Here is a 23,358-nt window from a genome sequence, read left to right as displayed (position 1 = left end):
CCGCCGTCGTTTGTTGACCGCTAGGCGAGAACCTGCCGCTTGGAGGAAATAACACCGGTGTCGAAGCCGGCGAGGTGCAGGCCGCCGTGGAACCGTGCATGCTCAATCTTCACGCAGCGGTCCATCACGACGTCGAGTCCGGCGGCTTCGGCGTCCCGGGCGACGTCCTCATGCCAGGACCCCAGCTGCAGCCAAAGCGTCTTGGCGCCGGCGGCAATGGCTTCCGCCAGTACGCCGGGAAGGTCGTCGTGCTTGCGGAACACGTCCACGATGTCCGGGCGCTCCGGCAGGTCGGCGAGCGACGCATAGGTGGGCTGGCCGAGGATTTCCTTGACCACCGGGTTCACGAAGTACACCTTGTACCGGGTGGAGGACTGCAGGTAGGTGGCCACGAAGTAGCTGGCCCGGGAGGGCTTGTCCGAGGCGCCCACGATGGCGATGGACTTCGCCTGGCGCAGCAGGTCCAGGCGGGCCGGTGCGGAGGGGCCGTCCCAGGTGCGTTCTGCGGTGCTCATGCGGAGGCGCCGATCGTGCAGGCTTCGGCCGGTTCCTCAAGCGTGTCCAGACCGGCGTCCACGGCGGACGCCGCCGTCAGGGCCTGGTCGAGGTCCCACAGGATGTCCTCGAGGTCTTCCAGACCCACCGAGATCCGGACCAGGTCTTCGGGAACCCCGGCCGTTGCGAGCTGTTCCGGGCTGAGCTGCTGGTGGGTCGTGGACCCGGGGTGGATGACCAGGGTCCGGGAGTCGCCTACATTGGCCAGGTGCGAGGCCAGTTGCAGGGATTCAATGAACGTCTGGCCGGCGGCACGGCCGCCTTTCACGCCGAAGGAGAATACCGAGCCGGGACCCAGCGGCAGGTACTTCCGTGCCCGTTCGAAGTGCGGGTGCGAGGGCAGGCCGGAGAAATTCACGTAGGCCACGCGGTCATCAGCCTCGAGCCATTCGGCCACGGCCCTGGGCGTTCTTCAGGTGTTCGTCCAGGCGCTGGGGGAGCGTCTCCACGCCCTGCAGCAGCTGGAATGCCGACATCGGCGACAGCGCCGGGCCGATGTCCCGCAGGTGCTCGCAGCGCAGCTTGGTGAGGAACCCGTACTCTCCGAAGTTCCCCCACCAGGAAACGTTGCCGTAGGAGGCGACGGGTTCGGTCATCATGGGGAACTTGCCGTTGCCCCAGTCGAAGCGCCCGCTTTCCACGATCACACCGCCCAGGGTGGTGCCGTGCCCGCCGAGGAACTTCGTCGCGGAGTGGATCACGATATCCGCCCCGTGCTCGATCGGCCGCACGAGGTAAGGCGTGCTGAGGGTGGCGTCGACCACGAGCGGTATTCCTGCGTCGTGCGCCACCTTGGCCAACCCGGCGAGGTCCTGGACCTCCGACGACGGATTGGCCACTACCTCGACGAAGATCGCCTTGGTGTTCTCGCGGATCGCGGCGGCGTAGTCCGCCGGGTCGGTGCCTGGAACGAACGTGGTGTCCACCCCGAAGCGGCGCAGGGTGACATCCAGTTGGGTAACGGTGCCGCCATAGAGCTGGGAAGCGGCGACAATGTGGTCGCCGGCCTGGGTCAGTGCGGCGAACGTGATGAACTCGGCCGCCATGCCCGAGGATGTCGCGACGGCGCCAATCCCGCCTTCCAGGGACGCAATGCGCTCCTCGAACGCGGCGACCGTCGGGTTGCCGATCCGGGAGTAGATGTTGCCGTACTTCTGCAGCGCGAAGAGGTTGGCGGCGTCCTGAGTGTCCTTGAACACGAAGGAGGTGGTCTGGTAGATGGGCACGGCACGGGCTCCATGCTCGGCGTCGGGGGTGCCGCCGGCGTGCAGGGCACGCGTGCGGAATCCGAAGGTGCGGTCAGCCATTAGACGGCCACCTCTTCCTTTGCTGGGGTTTTGGCTTCGGGGGTGCTGGAAAGGTCCAGCTCCGTCCCGTGGGAACGAGCAAGGTCGGACTCAAGTTCCCGCACGATCGGCAGGATGTCCCGGCCGAACGCCGCGAGTTCCTCCTGGAAGTGCAGGTAGCCGGTGAGGAATAAGTTCACTCCGATCTTCTTGTATTCGACGATCCGCTCGGCGATCTGTTCCGGGGTGCCGATCAGCTGGGTCTTGAAACCGTCGTTGTACTGGACCAGGTCCTCGAACGTTGAATCGGCCCACATCCCCTTGCCGTCCCTGGTGGACGGGGCCGGCTTCCTGCACGGCGTCGCGGAAGCCCTGCACGGCTGGTTTGTGCGCCTTCTCAACGATTTCACGCAACGTCTCCCGCGCCTCCTTCTCCGAATCGCGGGAGATCACGAAGCCATTGAGGCCGAATCGCGGGGCCGGAAGGGCGCCCCCGCCGCCTTGCCGGGTCCCGCGTCCGCTTTCTCCTGCGGAGGACACAACCCCTGCAATGTTGTCCTTGAAGCCCTCAAGGTCCTTGCCGTTGGAGAAATACCAGTCGGCAACGCGGCCGGCCGTGGCCTGGGCGGCCGTTGAATTGCCGCCGAAAAAGATTTCCGGGTGCGCCCGGCCGGGAACTTGAACGGGAGCCGGGTTGAGGGTGAAGTCGGTGATGTTGTAGTACTTCCCGGCCTGGCTGTACTCCGTCTCCGTCCAGAGCCCGCGCAGGACCCGGATGAACTCCTCGGTCCGGACGTAGCGTTCGTCGTGCTCCAGCCAGTCCAGGCCGAAGTTGGTGAACTCGCTCTTCAGCCAGCCCGAGACAATGTTGACGGCGGCGCGGCCGTTGGAGATGTGATCCGCGGTAATAATGAATTTCGCGAGCACCCCCGGATGCCACATGCCGGGGTGCACGGCGGAGATGACCTTGAGCCGCTCCGTCGCGGCCAGCAGTGCCAGGCTGAATGACGTGGCCTCGTGCTGCTTGTCGGCGCCGTACGAGGCGGCGTACCGGGTCTGCGTCAGGGCGTATTCGAAGCCGGACTCCTCAGCGATCCGGGCCAGCTTCTTGTTGTAGTTGAAGTCCCAGCCGGTACGCTGCTCGATCGTGGATACGACCAGGCCGCCGGAGACGTTGGGGACCCAATAGGCGAATTTGAGCGGCTCCGACAGGCGGGCTACATTGCTGATCTCGGTCATGGGAGTTCCTTTACATCCGGGTTTTACGGGTACGCAGGACATCCTGGATGTCCGCGATGGCTGGTTCGTTCTGGAGCGAGGTGGTGTCACCGAGCGTGGTTCCTTCGAACAACTGGGTGAGCAGCCGGCGCATGATCTTGCCGCTGCGGGTTTTCGGCACATCGGGAACGACGACGACGTCGCGGGGCTTGGCGATTGGCCCGATCTGCTGCGCGACGTGGGCTTTGAGCTCGTACGCGGGGGTTACGGCAGATTCCCGCAGCACGACGAACGCCACGATTGCGTGCCCGGTCTTCGCGTCCGGGACCGGGCACACCCCGGCCTCTACGACGTCCGGGTGGGAAACGAGGGCGGATTCGATCTCGATCGTGGAGAGCAGGTGCCCGGAGACGTTGAGGGTGTCATCCACGCGTCCAAGGATCCAGATGTCGCCGTCGGCGTCGTATTTTGCGCCGTCGCCGGCGAGGAACCAGCCCTGCTCGGCGTACTGGCGCCAGTAGGAATCGTAGTAGCGCTGCGGGTTGCCCCACACGGTCCGGGCAATGGCGGGTCCCGGGGCGTCGACCACAATGAAGCCCTGGACTCCCGGCGGTACCCGATGGCCGGCCTTGTCCACAATCCGGGTGCCGACGCCCGGCAGCGGCCGGGCAGCGCAGCCCGGCTTGAAGTCCGTGTCGGTGGGGGCGGGGGACAGGATGGTGGCGCCGGTCTCGGACTGCCACCAGGTGTCCACGACCGGCGCTGTCCCGGCACCGATATTCTTCCGGAACCAGCGCCACGCCTCGGGGTTGATCGCCTCGCCGACGGTACCGAGCATCCGGATGGACGAGAGGTCGTAGCCGGCAGGGACACCGTCGGGAAACCATCCCATGAGTGAACGGATCAGGGTGGGCGCGGTGTAGTACTGCGTGACGCCGTAACGTTCGATGATTTCGAGGTGCCGGCCGGGGTGCGGGGTGTTTGGTGTGCCCTCGAAGATTACCTGGGTGACGCCGTTGGAGAGCGGGCCGTAGAGCTCGTACGTGTGGGCCGTGACCCAGGCGAGGTCGGCCGTGCACCAGTGGATGTCCTGGTCCCGGAGGGCCGGGTCCGGGTTGCTGAAGAGATGCTCGTAGCTCCAGGACGCCTGCGTGAGGTAGCCGCCGGAGGTGTGCACCAGGCCCTTGGGTTTCCCGGTGGTCCCTGAGGTGTACATGATGAACAGCGGCGTCTCCGCGTCGAACGCCTCGGGGCTGTGGATGTCGGAGGCCCTGCCCGACGGCGTCATGCCACCACACGTCGCGGCCGGCGGTCATCGGGACGGTGTCCAGCTGTCCGGGGGCGGTGGTGCGGTTGACGACGAGCACGTGCTCGATCGCATTGTTGCCGGCGACGGCGGCATCGGCGTTGTCCTTGACCGGGACGGCGACACCGCGGCGGAACTGGCCGTCGGTGGTGACCAGCAGTTTCGCGCCGGTGTCCTCCACCCGGAACCTGAGCGCTTCGGCGGAAAAACCGCCAAAGACCAGTGAATGAATGGCACCGATCCGGGCTACGGCCAGGGTGATGATCACCGTCTCCGGGATGACCGGGAGGTAGATGACCACCCGGTCGCCCCGGGTGATGCCCAGGTCCAGCAGGGCGTTGGTGGCCTTGGCGACCTCGCGCTGGAGTTCGGCATAGGTGATGGAGCGGCGGTCGCCCGGTTCACCCTCGAAGTGCAGCGCCACCTTGTCACCGCGTCCCGCTGCAACATGGCGGTCGACACAGTTGTAGGCGACGTTGAGCTTCCCGCCCTCGAACCAGGTGATGGCCGGGCCGGTGCCGGCCTCGATATCAGCCGGCACCCGGCGGTGCGCCGTGTGCCACGGCTTGCCATCCTGGCCGGGGTCCTTCCCGGGGCATTTCCCGGGGGACTGGCGTTCTGGCGCCGGCTCCCAGTCGAGTCGCAGCGCGGCAGCCTCCCAGAACGCGATGCGGTCCGCCTCGGTTCCGCGAGGAGTGCCGGGAACGGCGCCGGACTCGGCCAGGGCGCTCCCGGTCAGGGTGGTTCCGGGGATGTTCAGGCCCATCGTTTTACCGCCCATTTCTCGGCAAGGCCCAGCAGTCCGTCCGTAATTTTGCCGATGACGGCCAGCAGCACGATTGCCAGCAGCAGCCGGTCGGTGCGGCCGTTGTTTTGCGAATCGGTCAGCAGGAAGCCGAGCCCCATGGAGGAGGCAATGAGCTCGGCCGCCACGAGGAACAGCCAGGCCTGGGCCAGGGCGAGCCGGAGCCCGGAGAAGACCGCGGGCACCACAGCCGGGAGTTGAACCGTGGTCAGGAGCCGCACGCCCTTGAGTCCGAAGGCCCGTGCGGCTTCCACGAGGTTCCGGTCCACGTGCCGTAAGGCCACGGACACGGTGGTGAATACGGGGAAGAACGCTCCGATCAGGATCAGCGTGACCTTGGAGTCCTCGCCGATCTTCATCCAGAGGATCAGCAGCGGCACCCAGGCGAGGGATGGCACGGCGCGCAGGGCGCCGATGGTCGGGGCCAGCAGGAGGTCCGCGAACTTTGACAGACCCACGAGCGAGCCCGCCAGCAGGCCGAGGCCCGCGCCGGCGGCGAAACCGATGAGCACGCGCTGGGTCGAGATCGCGATGTGCTGGCCGAGTTCCCCGCGCTGGATCAGGTCAAGGCCGGCCTCCACCACCATGGCTGGAGGCGGGAGCTGTACGACGCTGAAGAGCCCGGCCGCGGTGGAGATCTGCCAGACAGCCAGCACCGCCGCCGGAATGATCAATCCGAGGAGCAGACGCGCCCAGCCGTTGGCCAGGATCCCGGCGGGGGACCATCCGTTCGCCGGGGAGCCGCCCGAACCCGTAAGGGTCGGGCCCGGCCGGGCGGCGTCTGCCGGAGTTGCGGGGGCGGCTGCAGCGCGCCCGTCCGCAACATTGGCGCTGGTGAGCGATGGATTCCCGGGGTAAGTCATCAGGAATCCTTGATGGCGGACGCATCCGCCCTCTTCACCAGCGAGTCATCAAGAAGGGTCTCAAGGGCGGTATCAATCTTGTCCTGGCTGGACACATCCCCGGTCTCGACGAAGGTCGGGCCGATCTTCGCCAGGACCTTGCGCTGGGCCTCGCCCGGCGCCGGGTCGACGTCGAAGTTGCTGCGTTCCAGGATGACGGTCTTGGCGATGGCGACGTCCAGGCCGGCGACGTCGGCAAGGATCTGCGCGGTTTCGTCCGGGTTCGCTGCGGCCCAGGCGCGGGCTTTCTCGTAGGCGTTGACGACGGCCTGCGCCAGCTGCGGCTTGTCCTTCAGAAACGACTCGTTGGCGTTCAGGAAGCCGTAACTGTTGAAGGAGACGTTGCGGTAGAACAAGGTGGCGCCATTCTTCTCGGCGCTGGCCATAATCGGGTCGAGTCCGGCCCAGGCATCCACGGCGCCGTTTTCCAGCGCGGTGCGACCGTCTGCGTGCTGGAGGTTCTGTACGGTGACGTCCTTGACGGAGACTCCGGCCTCGGCCAGGGACTGGAGTAGGAAGAAGTACGGGTCGGTGCCCTTCGTGGCGGCCACTGACCTGCCCTTGAGGTCTGCGACCGTGGCGATCCCGGAGGATGGCTTGGCCACGAGAGCCGACCATTCCGGCTGCGAGTAGATGTCGATGGTCTTGATCGGCGAACCGTTGGCCCGGGCCAGCAGGGCGGCCGAGCCGGCGGTGGACCCGACGTCGACGGCGCCCGAGCGGAGGGCTTCGTTGGCTTTGTTGGACCCGGCGGACTGGATCCAGTTGACGGTGACGCCCTGGTCCTTGAGTGAGGCTTCCAGCCAGCCCTTGTTCTTGATGATCAGGCTCAGCGGGTTGTAGGTGGCGAAGTCAATGTTCAGGGTGCCGCCCCCGGCGGCAGCGGTCGCTGACGGTGCGCCGCCGGAGCCCTCCCCGGCGACGCAGCCGCTCAGGACGAGGGCAGCGGAAATGCCGGCAGCGGCGAGGACGGAGCGGCGGGTGGCGGTGCGTGCGAAGGGCATGGGGGTCCTTTGGGAACGGTGCGGAGGTGGCAAAAACGATGGGTGGTCGGACACGGCAGGATCCTGGCGTGTCCGGTTGGAACGGTGGACCGGTCGGGGCGGCTAGTGGCCGCTGACGCCGAGGCTTTCCAGGAGCGAGGCCCGCATTCGGGCCAGGTCCGCGGAGGCCCGGTCCCGGGGGCGTGCGCCGGGTACTTCAACGGTGCGAATGATTGTTGCGCCGGCTTCGGCTCCGTCCGCGGTGTCCTTGCCGAGGACAATGATGCGGTCCGCCAGTTGGAGGGCCTCGTCAACGTCGTGGGTGACGAGCAGGACAGTGGTGGGTTCGGCCTGGTGGATCTCCAGCAGAAGGTCCTGCATTTTGATCCGGGTCAGGGCATCCAGGGCGCCGAAGGGCTCATCGAGCAGAAGTACGCCGGGGTTGCGGGCCAGGGCCCGTGCCAGCGAGGCGCGCTGGGCCATGCCGCCGGAAATTTCCCGAGGCCGGTGTTTGGCGAAATCTTCCAGTCCGACGAGATCGAGCAGCCGCGCCACCTTCGCTTTGCCTGCTTTGGCGCTGCTGCCGGAGGGCAGGCCGATAGCGATATTGGCCTGCACGGTGTGCCAGGGGAGGAGGCGTGGTTCCTGGAAGGCGAAGGCGCAGCGCGGGTCGATGCCTTGGACGGGGGAACCGTCTATGTCCACGCTGCCCGCGGTGGGCGAGTCGAGTCCTGCGGTGGCGCGCAGCAGCGTGGATTTACCGCAGCCGGAGGTGCCCAGGACGGCGAGGACTTCGCCGGCTTGCACCTCGAAATCGATGTCCCGGAGGACGGTGTGGGCGTCGGAACCGGAGCCGAAGCTGCGGCGCAGCCCGCGGAAAGACACCGGCAGGGCCGGGCTGAAACCGTGTCCGGCGGTGACCTGGGTGACGGCGCGGGCAGGTGGCGTGACGGGGGACAGGACAGCAGTCATAGGGGTACTCCATCGGTCCTGGCAGTAGCACCCTACGGAAAGAGCCGTCGCGCCCGGGTGGTCAGTCCGGTCGTTCCCGTGGCTCAAATCCTTGATATCGCTGACGTCCGGGGACGGACAACCAGCGACCAGGGTTGCTGCGGCTTCATCGATCCAGGTCTCTCGGCCGCTCGGGATGGTCGTAGACAACTACATCCCACCTGATGGCATTTGCCAAAAGTGGCGCCCGTGCGCGCGTAATATTCGGTCATTATGTCCGGAGCGACCACGCGGCAGTCGATTGTTCGGACGGCTTGGTTCCGAGGCCCCCGGCGGCGGATTCCGGCGCGTAGGCTGTCCCCATGGCTCATGTCAACGATCCGGCCGTCCTCGAACGGCTCATGTGCACGAAGGGCCGGTGGGCGGTTGTCGGCCTCAGCACCAATCAGTGGCGCGCCGCCTATGACACCTCCCTCCTGATCCGGGACCGGCTGGGAATGGAGATCATTCCGGTGAACCTCCGGGCAGAAAGCGTGCACGGCGAAACCGGGTACGCCCGGCTCGCCGATATCCCCGCAGAAAAGCAGCCCATCGACGTCGTGGACTGCTTCGTCAATTCACACCGGGTGGGCGCCGTGGTGGACCAGGCGATTGCCACCGGTGCGAAGGCCGTCTGGATGCAGCTGGGAGTTGTCGATGAGGCTGCGGCGGCCAGGGCTGAAGCTGCCGGGCTCAGCGTCATCATGGACGCCTGCCCGGCACAATACGCGCGGCGTTTTGGCCTGTAGGCGCACGATGAATGCTGCCGGACTCCGGAAAGTCTGCCTCGGGTTTCCCGGCGCTTTTGAGGACTTTCCCTTTGGTCCGGAGACCTCCGTGTTCAAGGTCCGGGCCGCGGTTTCCGGCGGAGCCCGGAACGACGCGAAGATGTTTGCCCTGTCCGCCATGGATGACGCCGGCCTGGCCGTCAGCCTCAAATGTGAGCCGACGCTGGCGCAGCAACTGCGCGCCGCCCACCCGGAGATCACCGGTGCCTGGCATCTGAACAAGACGCACTGGAACGGCGTACGGCTGGACGGTGCGCTGCCTGATTCGATGATCCGGGACCTGGTCGAGGACTCCTATGACCTCGTGGTCGCCGGCCTGAGCCGGGCCCAGCAGGAGCAGCTCGGCTGGGCGCGGCTGGCCGGAGGAAGCCGCGGAGTGGACACCCCGTGACCGGGCGCATCACCGGCGGCGAGCTGAACTACCCCGGCATTGGTTCCACGGAACACGGCCCGCCGGCGGGCGTTGACTGCCGTGTCACCGAAGCCTACCTGGGCCATGGTTTCCCCTCGTACCGGCGGGCCGTGTTGGGCACGCTGTCGTGGCAACTCCAGCGCGGTGCGGGGCTCCGGGTCCGGGCGGAGTCAGGCGTGGCGGACCCCGGCGGGCGGGTGGTGAGCGGTTTCGGCGTCGGACCGTTCCGCGTCAACGCGCCTTGCGAGGTGGTCTGGGTGCGGGAGCCGCTGGCCGAGGACGTCCCGCAATCGGCAGGGTTCGGGTACGGGACCCTGCCGGGGCATCCGGTCCGAGGGGAGGAGTCCTTTGAGGTGTCCATCGATGAGGCCGGCAAGGTGACGCTGCGGATCATGGCCTTCGGGGTCCCGTCCAACTGGTTCTTTGCGGCCGGCGACGTTCTGGCGCAGCGGGCCCGGCGGCATGTCACCGCCCGTTACGTGGACAGTGCCCGGGAGCTGGCCGCCGGTCCCGGGTGAGCGGTGAGCCGCCTCCCGGCGTCGGCGACAATGGGAGCATGTGGATCGGCTGGATAGAATTTGACCTCCTGCTCGGCGACGTGCGCAGCCTCAAGGACAAACGATCCGCGGTGCGGCCTGTCCTGGCCGAGCTCAAACGCCGCTTCGACGTCTCGGTGACCGAGTCCGGGCTGCACGACCAGCACCGGCGCACGCTCATCGGCGTCGGCCTCGTGACGGCGGACCGGGCCCACCTCGTCGAAGTGCTCGACGCCGTCGAACGTTTTATGGCCGCCCGCCCCGACATGGAGCTGCTCAGCGCCCGCCAGCGCGAACTCCGCAGTGACGACGCCTGACCCGCCCGTCCGAACACACAAGTGTCGGCTGTGCGGGATAAAGTACCCAGCATGACCTTGAACGCGACGCACGTGAAAATTCTTTTGGCCGTCATCGCCCTGTGCGGGGCCGGCATGCTGGCCGCGTTCAGCGTGGATGAATCCTTGCTGGTGCGGGATCAGCTTGGGGGGCTTTCAACCGTTCTGGCGGTTGGGCTGGCCGTGGGCGGTGTGATGGTTCCGCTGCTGGGATTGCTCGGGTCGATGGCCGATCCCCGCCGCTTGGGCAGCGTGATTTTCATGGTGGTGCCGATGCTGACACTGGCGGTCTTCCTGGATGATCTCTTCGACGTTTTCCCCGTCCGGATCCTCTGCGTCGCCGGGCAGGTCCTGGCGTTTATCGGTGCGATCGCCATCCTCTCCAGCGCCAGCGCCGCCAAAAAGCAGCCGCAGCCTTAACACCACCAACGCGGGGTCCCTTGACGCCCATCCCGACGGGATTTATGGGCGGGAAGGGACCCCGCGTTGCTTTCGAGCGGCGGGGGACTAGCCGAAGTACTTCGGCAGGGTCCCCTCGTGGGCTTCGCGGAGCGCGTCCAGGGACAGGGCGTCGACGCCGTTGATCTCCAGCATGCCGCCGGCTGCGTCGACGACGCCGATCCGGGCGTGCGCGAAGCCGCGCGCGGTGCACATGTCCGTGAAGCGGATCTCTTCGGACCGGGGGACGCCGACGACGGCGCGGCCCTGACTTTCGGAGAACAGCGCGGTGAACAAGTCCACCCCGTCGCGGTCCAGCACGTCCTGCAGGGCGATCCGTGCGCCGACGCCGAAGCGCAGCGAAGACTCCACGAGGGCCGCCGCGAGGCCGCCTTCGGAGAGGTCATGGGCGGAGTCGACCATGCCGTCGCGGGAGGCATTGATCAGGATTTCGCCCAGGGCGCGTTCGGCGGCGAGGTCAACCTTGGGCGGCAGCCCGCCGAGGTGTCCGCGCATGTTCGACCATTCCGAACCGTCCAGCTCCGCAGCGGTCGTGCCGAGCAGGTAGATGGCCTGGCCGTCTTCGCGCCAGCCCGACGGTGTGCGTCGGGCGACGTCGTCGAACTTGCCCAGCACAGCCACCACGGGGGAGGGGTGGATCGGGGTGGTGCCGGTCTGGTTGTACAGCGAGACGTTGCCGCCGGTGACCGGGATACCCAGCTCCATGCAGGCGTCGGACAGGCCACGGATGGCCTCGGCCAGCTGCCACATGACGTCCGGGTCCTCGGGGGAACCGAAGTTCAGGCAGTCGCTGACGGCCATCGGAACGGCGCCGGAGGTGGCCACGTTGCGGTAGGCCTCGGCCAGCGCCAACTGCGCGCCGTGGTACGGATCCAGGAAGGTGTAACGGCCGTTGGCGTCGGTGGCCAGGGCCACGCCGAGCCCGGTTTCCTCGTCAACCCGGACCACGCCGGCGTCGTCCGGGAATGCCATGGCGGTGTTGCCGCCGACATAGCGGTCGTACTGGTCGGTGATCCAGGACTTGCTGCACATGTTCGGGGAGGCGACCAGCTCGGTGACGGCTGCGGCAAGGTCCGTGGGGCCGGCCGGGCGGGCTGCGTCCTGCACCGAGCCGGTGAAGGTATCGGCCTGCAGGGCGTCCTGCCACTCGGGGCGGGCATACGGGCGGTCGTAGACCGGGCCGTCGTGCGCCACTGTGCGCGGGTCGACGTCGACGATGACTTCGCCTTCCCACGTGATGATCAGGCGGCCGGTGTCGGTGACCTCGCCCAGCCAGGAGTATTCCACGGCCCACTTGTCCATCACGGCTTCAAAAGCGGCGATGTTTTCCGGGGTGACCACGGCCATCATGCGTTCCTGCGACTCGGACATCAGGATTTCGCCCGGGGTCAGGGTGGGGTCGCGGAGCAGCACCGAGGTCAGTTCGACTTCCATGCCGCCGTCGCCATTGGAGGCCAGCTCGGACGTGGCACAGGAAATGCCTGCGGCGCCCAGGTCCTGGATGCCCTCGACCAGGGAGCCCTTGAACAGTTCCAGGCAGCACTCGATGAGTACCTTCTCGGCGAACGGATCGCCGACCTGGACGGCGGGGCGCTTGGACGGCTTGGTGTCGTCGAAGGACTCCGAGGCCAGCACCGAGGCGCCGCCAATGCCGTCGCCGCCGGTGCGGGCACCGAACAGCACTACCTTGTTGCCCTTGCCGGAGGCGTTGGCCAGCCGGATGTCCTCGTGGCGCATAACGCCGACGGCCAGGGCGTTGACCAGCGGGTTGCCCTGGTAGACGGAGTCGAAGACCATTTCGCCGCCGATGTTGGGCAGGCCCAGGGAGTTGCCGTAGCCGCCGATGCCGGCCACGGCGCCGTGCATCACGCGGGCGGTGTCCGGGTGGTCAATCGCGCCGAAACGCAGCGGATCCATCACGGCCACCGGGCGGGCACCCATCGAGATAATGTCGCGGACAATCCCGCCGATGCCGGTTGCGGCACCCTGATAGGGCTCCACGAACGACGGCGAATTGTGGGACTCGATCTTGAACGTCACGGCCCAGCCGTCGCCCAGGTTGGTGACGCCGGCGTTCTCGCCGATGCCCACCAGCATGTCCTTCTTCATTTCATCCGTGACCTTGTCGCCGAACTGGCGCAGGTGGTTCTTGGAGGACTTGTAGGAGCAGTGCTCGCTCCACATCACCGAGTACATGGCGAGTTCAGCGCCGGTCGGGCGCCGGCCCAGGACCTTGACGACCTCGTCGAACTCGTTCTGCTTGAGACCCAGCTCGGCCCACGGCAACTCCACGGTCGGGGTTGCGGCGGCGTTCTCGACGGTGTCGATATTGAATTTTTTGGCGCCGGCGAGCGGACCGGTCGAGGTTTCCGTCATTTGGTTACTCCCACAATCTTGTTCAGCACCGACGTGAAGAAGCCGAGGCCGTCGGTGTCCGTGACGCCGAATCCGTCCAGTGATCCAGGGCCGTACCCGACCTCGACGGCATGTTCGGGGTGCGGCATAAGGCCCACCACGTTGCCGGCGGTGTTGGAGATACCGGCGATGTCGCGGCGGGAGCCGTTGGGGTTGAAGCCGACGTAGCGGAACACCACACGGCCTTCTGCCTCGAGGGCATCCAGGGTTTTTTCGTCGGCGATGTACTGGCCGTCCTGGTTTTTCAGCGGAATGGTGATTTCCTGGCCTGAGGCGTAGTCCCGGGTCCAGTCCGTGGCGTTGTTTTCCACGCGCAGAATCTGGTCGCGGCAGCGGAACTTCAAGTGATCGTTCTTGATCATGGAGCCGGGCAGCAGGTGCGATTCGGTGAGGATCTGGAAGCCGTTGCAGATGCCGAGGACCGGCAGCAAGGCGTCCGAGTTGGCGGCGTCGATGACCTTGGCCATGAGCGGCGCGAAACGGGAGATGGCGCCTGCGCGGAGGTAGTCACCGTAGGAAAATCCACCGGGAATCACGACGGCGTCGACGTCACCGAGGGTGGTGTCGGCGTGCCAGAGCGCTACCGGCGTGCCGCCGGCCAACCGGACCGCACGGGCGGCATCGCGGTCATCGAGGGTGCCGGGGAAGGTGACGACGCCGATTTTTGCGCCCGCGAGCGTCGGCTCGATCGTGGCGGCGAGGGCGTCGCCGATCAAGGGGATTTCAGTCATCTCAGGCCTCGACGACCTCGACGTTAACGACGTCCTCGATGACCGGGTTGGACAGCAGGGTTTCGGCCGCGTCCCTGGCCTGGGCCAGGATCTCCTCGGTCACCTCGCCGTCTACCGTGAGTTCAAAGCGCTTGCCCTGGCGGACAGAGCTGAAAGCGGTGAAGCCCAGCCGGGGCAGTGCACCGACGATGGCCTTCCCCTGCGGGTCCAGAATCTCGGGCTTGAGCATGACGTCGACAATGATCCGGGGCATCCGGCAACTCCTGTGCGTGAGCAGGTGGGTAAGGGCGCAGCGGAGTGATGCCGTCTCACGCCGGTCTCACCAGTAACGGTGACGTCAAGAAACGGTGTCGTTAAAAGAGGTGTGATCGGGCGCTCCGCGAGCTTGCATCCCCATTCTACCGGCCCGGGACGGTCCCGGTGCATTCGAGCTGTAAGTGTGAACGTGCACCGCGGCCGGGGCGGCAGCTATGGATCAGGAACCCTGTCATCAGTAGGATGTCGCTATGGCTGAGAATCCTAAATCCGTGGTGTTGCCCGTGGTCGCCGTCGCTGTGTTCGCGGGTTTGGGCCGGATGGTTCTCCAGAAAGTTAAGGCAGACCGGGCTGCGCGGGAAAGCAACGTCGCCGGACCGCTGGATGAGCAGACCCGCACCCGGATCAGCGAAATGGTCCGGACGCCGAGCTAGCAGCCGGCCGGGCGCTTTAAGGCGGCTGCCGCCGCCCTTCAACTGAGTTCTTCGAGTCCGTCGGATTCGTGGCGCCGTAAAAGCGTGTGACAAAACTTTCACAGTCTTTTGTGGTCTGTGTCATATTTGGCCAACAGTCTGTACTGTATGAATCGGCTGGTGTTCCTCGCGTCCGCGCGGGGCTGCTGGGGGGCAGTTCGCCCAGCCCAATTGGCCCGGTGCTGCAGCCGGGGCCATTTCCTATGAAAGGTCTCAATCACTCGTGAAATCACCAGGTAAGAGCTTCCTTCGAAGCGGGGGACTCCGGAGGGCCGCGGCACTGACCCTGGGCCTGCCCCTGCTTCTGTCGACCGCCGCGATCGCCCCGGCCAACGCGGCGCCGGCCCACGGGCCGGCAGGCACGGCAGTGGCGCAAAACAGCAGTGACCAGAACACCTATCAGGATGGCCGCTACGTGGTGGTCCTGACTGAGAAACCGTCCGTTACATATGATGGCGGCACCGCGGGTCTGGCGGCAACGAAGCCCGAAAAGGGCCGAAAACTCGACTCCAACAAGGCCGAGGTCAAGAAGTACAAGGCACACCTCGAGAAGAAGCAGGCAGAAGTCGCCGGCGGACAGAACATCGCCATCCAGCGTCAGTTCACCGCCGCGCTCAACGGCTTCAGCGCCACCCTGACCGCGGACCAGGCCATTAAACTGGCCAAGGATCCGGGCGTCCTCCTCGTTGCCCCGGACACCGAGAACGCCCCGGATTACTCGAGTACTGACTTCCTGAAGCTCAGCGGCGACAACGGCACCTGGAACACCCAGTTCGGTGGACCGGAGGGCGCCGGTAAGGGCGTCGTCGTCGGCGTCATCGACACCGGGTACACGCCGTCAAGCCCGTACTTCGCCGGGGAGCCGGTCAAGCCCCTCAGCGGGGACCCCGTCGTCGGGGTGCCCTATCGCACAGGCGACGGCAAAATCGCCATGCTCAAGTCCGACGGCGACACCTTTGTCGGTGAGTGCCAGGCGGGCGAGGGCTTTGACGGCAGCGCGTGCAATTCCAAGGTCCTGAGCGCCCACTATTTCGCGGACGCTTTCCAGGCCACCGCCACTCCGGCGCCGACTGAACTGATCTCCCCGGTCGACACCGGGAGCCATGGCACCCACACCGCCAGCACCGCCGCCGGCAACGCCAACGTCGAGGCCTTCGTGGACGGGCGCAGTTTCGGCCAGACCAGCGGGATCGCGCCCGCCGCGAAGCTCTCCATCTACAAAGTCTGTTGGGAGGACACCAACCCCAACAGCGGCGGCTGCTACTCCTCAGCCTCCATCGGTGCCATCAACCAGGCCGTCCTTGACGGCGTGGACGTGCTGAACTACTCCATTTCCGGAGCCACGGACACCACCACGGACCCGGTGTCCATGGCGTTCCTGTCCGCGGCCTCGGCCGGCATCTTCGTGGCGGCCTCGGCCGGCAACTCCGGACCGACCGCCAGCACCGTCAACCACGGTGCACCGTGGCTGACCACCGTTGCAGCCAGCAGCTTCTCGCAAGAACTGCAGGGCACCGTGGAGTTCTCCGACGGCATCAAGTACCGCGGCGCGTCCATCATGAACGGCCAGGTAGCAAATGCGGGCGTCGTTCTCGCCGCCGACGCCGGCTCCGGTGCCGGCGACGCAAACCTCTGCGTAGCCGGGTCCCTGGACCCGGCAAAGATTGCCGGGCGAGTGGTGGTGTGCGATCGCGGAGTCGTGGACCGCGTCGAAAAGAGCGCCGAGGTCCTGCGGGGCGGCGGCGTCGGCATGATTCTGGTCAATTTGAGCAACTCCTCCCTCGACACTGACAAGCACGCCGTGCCGACCGTTCACGTGAACCCGCCGGCCACGGAGGCGATCAAGGCCAAGGTCGCCGCCAACCCGGCGCTCACAGTGTCCCTGGTCAACAAGGACACGACCGGTCTGCCGCCCGAGGCGCAGCCGCAAATTGCCGGCTTCTCCTCCCGCGGGCCGCTCCTGGCCAATGGCTCGGACCTGCTCAAGCCCGACGTCGCAGCTCCGGGTGTGGCCGTCCTGGCCGGCGTTTCGCCGATCGGCACCGGCGGGGATAACTTCGGTTTCCTCTCCGGCACCTCGATGGCGGCCCCGCACGTGGCCGGCTTCGGCGCGCTGATCCTGTCCAGGAATCCGCTGTGGTCTCCGGCCGCGGTGAAGTCCGCCATGATGACCACCGCCGGTGCTATCAAGCTCGCCGACGGCTCCGTGAACACGGACGTTTTCGCCACCGGCGCAGGCCAGGTGGACCCGGCCCGGGTGCTTGAACCCGGACTAATCTACGACGCCACGACGGATGACTACGCTGCGTTTGTTCGGGGTACCGGATTCGACACCGACAAGAAGGGGCCCACTACTAAACCGCGCGACATGAACGTCGCCTCCTTCGCCCTGGGTAACCTCGCGGGCAAAATTGAGGTTACCCGCACCGTGACAGCGCTGACCCCGGGGGTTTACCGGGTCAAAGTGGACCTGCCCGGTGTGAGGGTCAAAGTGACCCCCGAGATGCTGAACTTCGGTGCCGCCGGCCAGAAACGGACCTTCAAGGTTTCCTTCGAAAATGAGGGCGCGGCTCTCGGTCAGTTCGCCAAGGGCTCGCTGACCTGGCAGGGTGCCAACCAGACTGTCACTTCGCCCATCGCCGTCCGGCCTCAGTCCGTCGTGGCGGCGGGCGATGTGGCCTTCACCTCGGACCGTGCGTCAGGGTCCGGTGACATCAAGGTTGTTTCGGGTACGGACGCGCCGGTCAAGATGACCCTCGACGGTCTTTCCAAGGCGGACTCCACCGCCGTGGAACTGGTCCCGGGTGAATTTTCGGGCGTGACGGATGCCTCCAACCACGTCAAGACCGTGGAGGTTCCGGCCGGCAGCCCGCTGGCCAAGTTCTCCGTTATCTCCGCCGATCCGAACGCCGACTTTGACATGTATGTCATGACTCCCAACGGTCCCCTCACGGTGGCAACGTCATCGGCAAGCGAGTCTGTTTCAATCCCGAACCCGGCCGCCGGAACGTATAGGATCTACGCCAATCTTTATGCCAGCACGGGTAACCGGGCGACGAAGGCCTCGGTGGACGCCGCGGTGCTCGGCGCCAACCCCGGCAATGCGGCCATCTCGCCGAATCCACTCACGCTGCCCAACGGCAAGTCCGGCACGGTCAGCCTGGTCTGGACGGGCTTGGAGCCGGGCTCGTACATCGGCCGGGTGACCTTTGCCGGGGCCAGCTCGCCGACCTTCGTCAGCGTGCACGTCACCTCGGCCGGCGCAGTGGTGGTACCGCCCGTCTGCGAGGACCAGGACAGCAGCGACGGTCCCGGAGATGAGGCCGTATCGGGCCACCAGGATACGGAAAAGAAGGAAAAGAAGGACAAGTGTAAGAAGGTGAAGAAGGACAAGGGTAAGATCCAGAACGCGGATCAGGCCCCGGCCCCGAACAACGCTGTCTAGCTGACAGGCACTTTTGAGCAACGGCAACGGCCGGCGGTTTTCCACTGCCGGCCGTTGCCGTTCCGTTTCGACCGGGGTCTAGATGGCGCCCGTCCCGCCGGCAACCCCGCCAAGCAACGCCGCCATGGAACGCCACCGGGCAATCTCGCAGCCGTCGGTGCGGCTGAACGCACTGCTGACGGCCCGGCCCAGGAACCAGCCGGTGACGACAGCGACTTGCGGGCCGCCGTACTGCTGGGTGCACATCTTCGGAGGGCCGGGCCGCGGGAAGAAGATGTCTGGACCCAGCCGCTCCACAGCGGCGAGGGCCGCGGCGGCGTCGGGCAGGTTGGAGGCGCCCGTGGGTTTTCCGCCGCTGGCCTGGAGCCGGAAGGTCCGTTCCGGGGCGCCCGGGGTCTCGGTCAGACGGACGGTGAGGTCGACGTCGTACGGACCGGGGTGCGCCGTCACGGCTGTCCTGCGCTACGGCTGGTTGTCCGGGGGTTTGTTGTGCCCGTGTCCGGGCCGAGGACCCGCAGGAGGGGCGAAATCTCGCGGAGCATCCTGTGCCGAAGTTCCTGGGACTCGGCGGCGAAGGCTCGCTGCCGGTCCACGTAGTCAGCCTTGCCCTCGGGAGTTTCAATCCTGATGGCCGGATAGCCCCATTCCGCCAGGTCATAGGGGGAGGCGCGCATGTCCATGGCACGGATCCGCCAGGACAGCTCGAAACAATCCATCACCAGCTCGCTCGGCAGGACCGGCGCCAGCTTGTAGGCCCACTTATAGAGATCCATGTTGGCGTGGAGGCAGCCGGGCTGCTCCATGGTCCGCTGGTTGTCCCGGCTGGGCTCGAGGCTGTTCAAGGGTACGGCATCAGGGGTATAGAACCGGAAGGCATCGAAGTGCGAGCACCGGATCCGGTTCTCCTCCACCACCTGGTCCGTGTGGTCGGCGCCGAGCCGCAGTCTGAGGTACTCATGCCGGAGCTCGAACTTGTCCTGCCGGTAGACCATCGCCCATTCGTGCAGGCCAAAGCAGCCGAACTGGGCGGGCCTTGCCGCGGTCCCGGCCAGAATAATACCGGCGAACTTCAGCGCTTCGCCCCGACCGAGCAGGAACGCGTCGACGTCGACCGTCACCGCTGCGGTGCCCGGCGGCAGCCCGGCGGCGGCGAGTTCGCCGTCGTTGGCGGCGCGGTAATGCTTCCAGCCGGTGCGTTCGGCCGCCGCGGGGCCGGAGAGCATAACGCCGGCGCCCGGGTGCCAGCGCAACAGCTGGCCCGGCTTCTGCGTGTAGTAGGTGAAGAGGAAGTCCTCCACCGGGTGCTTCCGGCCGCCGGAGCGGCGGGCAAGGTAGGGGTCCGCGTAGCGCCGGACACGTTGTTCGTGGGCGGCCTGGCGTGGCAGCCAGTCATCCTGCAGGAGGTGCATCCGGCTAGCCAGCTCCGCCGCTGGAACCGAGAATAGCCTTGGCAGCATTCCAGTTGGCGATTTCGCAGCCGTCGCTCAGGCTGAAAGTCGCATTGACGGAGTAGCCGTCCACGACTCCGGTCACGGTGGCCTGCTGCGGACCGCCGTACTGCTGGGTGCACATTTGGTCCTTGGCCGGCGGTGCCGGGCTAAGGATCGCCGGGTTGTCCTTCAGCGCCCCGCACGCGACGGCGGCGTCCGGGTGGTTGCTTTCGGCTGCCGGAACGCCGTCCTGGCAGACCAGGGTGAAGTTGCTCGGGGCCCCCGTGGCGGAGGGCTTGATCATGATGGCCAGCTCGGCGTGGCCCTGGCCGGATCCGGACGGCAACGGCACTCCGGACGGCGAGGGCGCAGGCTGTGTCGTTTCCGTGTCCGGTGAAGCGGTCGACGTGCCCGTAGGGGCCGTGGCTGTCGGCGACGGCGCGTCACCGCCGCCCCCCGGGGTACAGGCGGCCAGCGCGGCCGAAGCCAGCAGAACGAGCCCCGCACGGCACAGTTGCTTGCGCATCAGCTGTCCTCCTCAGTCCAGCACAGTCTACCGCTGGGGAGCCTCTTCCGCAGCGGTCCCGGGTGGGCTTTTCGTTGCGGCAATCAGGTCCATCATGGATGCGTGCAATTGGCTGACCTGCTCACGGGTCAGGCCCAGGCGGTCCATCATGATGCCGGGAACCGCCGTCGCCTGCTGCCGGAGTGCAGTACCCGCGGCGGTCAGCCGCACATCGAGGGCGCGTTCGTTGCCTGCGGCGCGGCGGCGGCTGAGGAGGCCGGCGGTTTCCAGGCGGCGCAGCAGCGGAGAAATGGTCGCCGGCTCCTGGGCCAGCGCGTCGCTGATCTCGCGGACGGACCGCGGGCTGGATTCCCAGAGGCACAGCATCACGAGGTATTGGGGGTGGGTCAGCCCGAGACGGTCCAGGACGGGCTTGTACGCCCCCACCACGCTTCGCGACGCCACCGTCAAAGCGAAGCAGAGCTGCTGTTCAAGCAGGAGATCGTCCGACGCCGTTTGCCCTTCCGCGGTTCCTTCGGTCATGCCCGCTCCTTGAGCCGATTAGTACACTAATGATTAGCGTACACTGAGGGAATTGATGTGCTGACAGTGGGAGGACAGCGATGGCCAAGGAAAACGCCGCCCAGAGGTTCATGCGGGCTACTGGAAAGCTGCGCGCCATTTTCGGCCCGGCCAACCGCAGCTCCCTCGGTCACGAGATGACAGAGCAAAACCAGCACCTGCTGAAGCAACGCCAGGCCGAAACCCGGCAATGGGAGACCCTGCGCCGGCCCGACGGTTCCACCTACGTTGTGCCGCGGAACCCGGAGGACAAGTCCCTGCGGTAGGCGGCGGACGTCGGCGACCGGTGGGCCGGGCCCCGGTCCTTTTGTCGCCGCCGGGCGTAAAATGGGGGCACGGAGGCACAGTACGGCAGCATCCGTAATCCATCCGCAACGACGGAAGGGGGTGGGATCTGTGACACGTTCAGTCAGGCGCTTTATGAGGCGGACTTACATGTTCAGGTACCTCTTCGGCAACGCCAGCCGCGGCAACACTGCCGGACCAGTGGTGCACCGGCACGATGACTTCGAGCGGGCCTCGGAAGAGAACCTCTCGACATTCGAAGTCGAGACGGATTCGCACGGGCATCACTACGCGGTGCGTAAGTCTGAGCTCTGGAAGGAAGAGGTTTGACCGCCCACCGGCCGGATACGTGAAAGGAGAACGGCTTCTGCCGTTCTCCTTTCACGTAGGTGGTGGCTTTCGCCGGTTGCGCCCGCCAGCCGCAGGGGCAGCGTCGCGGCGGCGTAACTACCGGCCGGTGCCGCCGTAGACGGTTGCCTCGTCCTCGCTGTCGAGGTCGAAGGCTTTGTGGATGGCGCGGACGGCGTCGTCGAGCAGGTCAGCGTGGGTGACGACCGAGATGCGGATCTCCGACGTCGAGATCATGTTGATGTTGATACCCGCAGCGGACAGCGCCGCGAAGAACCGCGCCGAAACACCCGGGTGGGAGCGCATGCCGGCACCGATGAGGGAGAGCTTGCCGATCTGCTCGTTGTACTCGATGCTTTCGAAGCCGATCTGATCCTCGGCGGCGCGGAGCGCGGCCAGCGCATCGGCGCCCTCGACGATCGGCAGTGTGAAGGAGATATCCGTCCGGCCGGTGCCGTGGGTCGAGACGTTCTGCACAATCATGTCGATGTTTGAATGAGCGTCAGCGATGACCTGGAAGATTGCCGCGGCCTTGCCGGGGATGTCAGGTACGCCGACAACCGTGACCTTGGCTTCGGAACGGTCGTGGGCAACGCCGGAGATGATTGGCTGCTCCAAGGCAACTCCCTCTTGGGTAGTGATCTTGTCGTCGGCGCCTGGCATGACCCACGTGCCTTCGTTCGGGCTGAATGAGGAACGGACATGCAGGGGCACGCCGAAGCGGCGCGCGTATTCCACGCAGCGCAGGTGCAGGATCTTGGCGCCGGAGGCTGCCAGTTCCAGCATTTCCTCGCTTGAGATGCGGTCGATTTTGCGCGCTGTTGCAACAACGCGGGGGTCGGCGGTGTAGATTCCGTCGACGTCGGTGAAGATCTCGCAGACGTCCGCATCGAGGGCTGCGGCCAGCGCCACGGCCGTGGTGTCCGAGCCGCCGCGGCCAAGCGTGGTGATTTCGTTGGTGCTGCGGCTCATGCCCTGGAACCCGGCCACGATCGCGATGTTGCCCTTGTCCAGGGCGGTGCGGATCCGGTGCGGGTCGACGTCGATGATCCGGGCCTTGCCATGAATGCCGTCGGTGATCATCCCGGCCTGCGATCCGGTGAAGGACTGGGCAGAGGCGCCGTACTTGTTGATGGCCATGGCCAGCAGCGCCATGGAGATACGCTCGCCGGCGGAAAGGAGCATGTCCATTTCCCGGGCGGGGGCCGAATCGGTCACCTGCGCCGCAAGGTCAAGCAGTTCGTCGGTGGTGTCGCCCATCGCGGAAACCACCACCACGACTTCGTCGCCGGCATTGTGGGCGTCCACGACCCGCCTGGCAACGCGTTTGATGCCTTCCGCGTCCGAGACGGAGGAGCCGCCGAACTTCTTCACCACAAGGTGCTTGGTGGCGGCGGACGCAACGGGCAGTACCTGGGGCTGGGCGCCGGGCTGGACTTCGGTAGTGGGCAAACTCATGCGCGCACCCTCACTGGATCATCTGGGTTCTGGGCCAGGCAGCCAATTGGCGCGACCACTCTACTTCTCAGAGCAGTTTATCGCCGCTGGCCGCGCGGGGTGGAATTGTGACCGTATGCCGGGCAGTTCCCCGCTGGGCATGCCCTCCCTGCGCCCCGGGGAGTGGGCATAATGCCGTGATGTCCATCCGTCAGCCCGGGGGCCGGGCATGTCCTGAGGGCGGCGTAGCATAGCGGCGGCCGGCAGGGGAGTCCGGTCAGCTCAGCGCGTTGCGGCGGCCCTCAAAGGCCCGGCCCAGGGTGACCTCGTCTGCATATTCGAGGTCGCCGCCGACCGGCAGACCGGAGGCCAATCGGGTGACGGCGATGCCGATCGACTTGAGCATCCGCGCCAGGTAGGTGGCCGTGGCCTCGCCTTCGAGGTTCGGGTCGGTCGCGATGATAATTTCCTGGATCGCCCCGTCATTAAGCCGGGTGAGCAGCTCCCGGATCCGGAGTTGCTCCGGACCGATTCCGGCGATGGGATTAATCGCGCCGCCCAGCACGTGGTACCGGCCACGGAAGGAGCGGGTCCGTTCCACCGCCAGGACGTCCTTGGATTCCTCGACAACGCAGATGATCGAGGGGTCCCGGCGCGGGTCGCGGCAGATGTTGCACAGTTCCTGCTCGGTGACATTGCCGCAGACAGTGCAGAACTTGACCCGTTCCTTCACCATGGTGATGGCCTCGACGAGCCGTTTCATGTCCTGCGGGTCGGCTTCGAGGATGTGGAAGGCCAGCCGCTGGGCAGACTTTGGTCCGACGCCGGGGAGACGTCCGAGCTCGTCGATCAGCTCTTGAACTGCACCTTCGTACAC

At 66.4% G+C, this 23,358-nt stretch carries 22 protein-coding genes and 3 pseudogenes; 9 read left to right on the top strand and 16 right to left on the bottom strand.

Features of this window, described 5'->3' with window-relative positions; translation table 11 throughout:
• Window positions 1-20: 20 nt before the first annotated feature.
• The 7 genes and pseudogenes from KY499_RS10210 to KY499_RS10180 all read right to left on the bottom strand — a co-directional run bounded on the left by KY499_RS10210 (window position 21) and on the right by KY499_RS10180 (window position 8,027).
• Entirely contained in the window at window positions 21-515 is a 495-nt protein-coding gene (locus KY499_RS10210; protein ID WP_123256706.1) for a CoA-binding protein, read from the bottom strand.
• Window positions 512-1,862 (bottom strand): annotated as a pseudogene (locus KY499_RS10205) (O-acetylhomoserine aminocarboxypropyltransferase/cysteine synthase family protein). The gene KY499_RS10210 and the pseudogene KY499_RS10205 overlap by 4 nt, the downstream one beginning before the upstream one ends.
• A pseudogene (gene sfnG / locus KY499_RS10200) lies at window positions 1,862-3,080 on the bottom strand (dimethylsulfone monooxygenase SfnG). The pseudogenes KY499_RS10205 and sfnG overlap by 1 nt, the downstream one beginning before the upstream one ends.
• 10 nt (window positions 3,081-3,090) lie before the next feature.
• A pseudogene (gene acs / locus KY499_RS10195) lies at window positions 3,091-5,146 on the bottom strand (acetate--CoA ligase).
• Complete coding sequence (locus tag KY499_RS10190) at window positions 5,122-6,033, bottom strand: ABC transporter permease (RefSeq protein ID WP_123256710.1); 912 nt, start codon at window positions 6,031-6,033, stop codon at window positions 5,122-5,124. The pseudogene acs and the gene KY499_RS10190 overlap by 25 nt, the downstream one beginning before the upstream one ends.
• Window positions 6,033-7,076 (bottom strand): aliphatic sulfonate ABC transporter substrate-binding protein, encoded by a 1,044-nt coding sequence (locus KY499_RS10185; protein WP_123256711.1) that lies wholly within the window; start codon window positions 7,074-7,076, stop codon window positions 6,033-6,035. Before KY499_RS10185 ends, KY499_RS10190 begins: the two co-directional genes overlap by 1 nt.
• Before the next feature lie 102 nt (window positions 7,077-7,178).
• A complete protein-coding gene (locus tag KY499_RS10180) occupies window positions 7,179-8,027 on the bottom strand; it encodes an ABC transporter ATP-binding protein (protein ID WP_219885336.1) in 849 nt (282 codons plus the stop codon).
• A 341-nt stretch (window positions 8,028-8,368) separates the two neighbouring features.
• Here KY499_RS10180 and KY499_RS10175 point away from each other — a divergent pair, with 341 nt between their 5' ends.
• Genes KY499_RS10175 through KY499_RS10155 form a run of 5 tightly spaced genes read left to right on the top strand, consistent with a single transcriptional unit; the run spans window position 8,369 to window position 10,536 of the window.
• Window positions 8,369-8,794 (top strand): CoA-binding protein, encoded by a 426-nt coding sequence (locus KY499_RS10175; RefSeq protein WP_123256713.1) that lies wholly within the window; start codon window positions 8,369-8,371, stop codon window positions 8,792-8,794.
• Between the two features lie 7 nt (window positions 8,795-8,801).
• Entirely contained in the window at window positions 8,802-9,224 is a 423-nt protein-coding gene (locus KY499_RS10170; RefSeq protein WP_219885335.1) for an MmcQ/YjbR family DNA-binding protein, read from the top strand.
• Window positions 9,221-9,763, top strand: a complete 543-nt coding sequence (locus tag KY499_RS10165; RefSeq protein WP_219885334.1) for a DUF1990 family protein — start codon at window positions 9,221-9,223, stop codon at window positions 9,761-9,763. The genes KY499_RS10170 and KY499_RS10165 overlap by 4 nt, the downstream gene beginning before the upstream one ends.
• A 38-nt stretch (window positions 9,764-9,801) precedes the next feature.
• Entirely contained in the window at window positions 9,802-10,098 is a 297-nt protein-coding gene (locus KY499_RS10160; protein ID WP_123256716.1) for a DUF503 domain-containing protein, read from the top strand.
• 51 nt (window positions 10,099-10,149) lie between these two features.
• Window positions 10,150-10,536, top strand: a complete 387-nt coding sequence (locus KY499_RS10155; RefSeq protein ID WP_123256717.1) for a hypothetical protein — start codon at window positions 10,150-10,152, stop codon at window positions 10,534-10,536.
• 87 nt (window positions 10,537-10,623) lie between these two features.
• Here the strand turns inward: KY499_RS10155 and purL are convergent, their stop codons facing one another.
• From purL to purS, 3 genes are read right to left on the bottom strand one after another with little or no spacing between them, the layout of a single operon-like run.
• The gene (gene purL / locus KY499_RS10150; protein ID WP_219885333.1) at window positions 10,624-12,951 is read right to left on the bottom strand and encodes a phosphoribosylformylglycinamidine synthase subunit PurL; all 2,328 of its coding nucleotides are present in this window, start codon (window positions 12,949-12,951) and stop codon (window positions 10,624-10,626) included.
• On the bottom strand, window positions 12,948-13,721 hold the full coding sequence (gene purQ, locus KY499_RS10145; RefSeq protein WP_123256719.1) for a phosphoribosylformylglycinamidine synthase subunit PurQ: 774 nt from the start codon (window positions 13,719-13,721) through the stop codon (window positions 12,948-12,950). The genes purL and purQ overlap by 4 nt, the downstream gene beginning before the upstream one ends.
• Before the next feature lies 1 nt (window position 13,722).
• The gene (gene purS / locus KY499_RS10140; RefSeq protein WP_123256720.1) at window positions 13,723-13,974 is read right to left on the bottom strand and encodes a phosphoribosylformylglycinamidine synthase subunit PurS; all 252 of its coding nucleotides are present in this window, start codon (window positions 13,972-13,974) and stop codon (window positions 13,723-13,725) included.
• A 253-nt stretch (window positions 13,975-14,227) separates the two neighbouring features.
• Here purS and KY499_RS10135 point away from each other — a divergent pair, with 253 nt between their 5' ends.
• Window positions 14,228-14,410, top strand: coding sequence for a hypothetical protein (locus KY499_RS10135; RefSeq protein ID WP_123256721.1), 183 nt, complete (start codon window positions 14,228-14,230; stop codon window positions 14,408-14,410).
• Window positions 14,411-14,729: 319 nt separating this feature from the next.
• A complete protein-coding gene (locus KY499_RS10130; RefSeq protein WP_219886980.1) occupies window positions 14,730-17,894 on the top strand; it encodes a S8 family serine peptidase in 3,165 nt (1,054 codons plus the stop codon).
• 78 nt (window positions 17,895-17,972) lie between these two features.
• On the opposite strand, the gene KY499_RS10125 is transcribed toward KY499_RS10130, so the two are convergent.
• The 4 genes from KY499_RS10125 to KY499_RS10110 are packed head-to-tail and all read right to left on the bottom strand — an operon-like array spanning window position 17,973 to window position 20,372.
• Window positions 17,973-18,344: a serine protease inhibitor gene (locus KY499_RS10125; protein ID WP_123256722.1), complete on the bottom strand. Its 372-nt coding sequence runs from the start codon at window positions 18,342-18,344 to the stop codon at window positions 17,973-17,975.
• A complete protein-coding gene (locus KY499_RS10120; RefSeq protein WP_219885332.1) occupies window positions 18,341-19,303 on the bottom strand; it encodes a 3-methyladenine DNA glycosylase in 963 nt (320 codons plus the stop codon). Before KY499_RS10120 ends, KY499_RS10125 begins: the two co-directional genes overlap by 4 nt.
• Window positions 19,304-19,307: 4 nt before the next feature.
• Window positions 19,308-19,850, bottom strand: coding sequence for an SSI family serine proteinase inhibitor (locus KY499_RS10115; RefSeq protein WP_219885331.1), 543 nt, complete (start codon window positions 19,848-19,850; stop codon window positions 19,308-19,310).
• A gap of 27 nt (window positions 19,851-19,877) precedes the next feature.
• Window positions 19,878-20,372 (bottom strand): MarR family winged helix-turn-helix transcriptional regulator, encoded by a 495-nt coding sequence (locus tag KY499_RS10110; protein WP_123256725.1) that lies wholly within the window; start codon window positions 20,370-20,372, stop codon window positions 19,878-19,880.
• An 80-nt stretch (window positions 20,373-20,452) separates the two neighbouring features.
• Here KY499_RS10110 and KY499_RS10105 point away from each other — a divergent pair, with 80 nt between their 5' ends.
• Entirely contained in the window at window positions 20,453-20,677 is a 225-nt protein-coding gene (locus KY499_RS10105) for a hypothetical protein (protein WP_123256726.1), read from the top strand.
• Between the two features lie 154 nt (window positions 20,678-20,831).
• Window positions 20,832-21,026: a hypothetical protein gene (locus KY499_RS10100; RefSeq protein ID WP_123256727.1), complete on the top strand. Its 195-nt coding sequence runs from the start codon at window positions 20,832-20,834 to the stop codon at window positions 21,024-21,026.
• Between the two features lie 117 nt (window positions 21,027-21,143).
• On the opposite strand, the gene KY499_RS10095 is transcribed toward KY499_RS10100, so the two are convergent.
• Together KY499_RS10095 and recR are read right to left on the bottom strand one after the other, a co-directional pair.
• Window positions 21,144-22,502, bottom strand: coding sequence for an aspartate kinase (locus KY499_RS10095; RefSeq protein WP_123256728.1), 1,359 nt, complete (start codon window positions 22,500-22,502; stop codon window positions 21,144-21,146).
• A 256-nt stretch (window positions 22,503-22,758) separates the two neighbouring features.
• Complete coding sequence (recR, locus tag KY499_RS10090; RefSeq protein WP_123256729.1) at window positions 22,759-23,358, bottom strand: recombination mediator RecR; 600 nt, start codon at window positions 23,356-23,358, stop codon at window positions 22,759-22,761.

The sequence above is a fragment of the Arthrobacter sp. PAMC25284 genome, from assembly GCF_019443425.1.
Classification (GTDB): domain Bacteria; phylum Actinomycetota; class Actinomycetes; order Actinomycetales; family Micrococcaceae; genus Arthrobacter; species Arthrobacter oryzae_A.
Note: the sequence above shows the minus strand (reverse complement) of the source record. Positions and strands in the feature narration are given on the sequence as shown.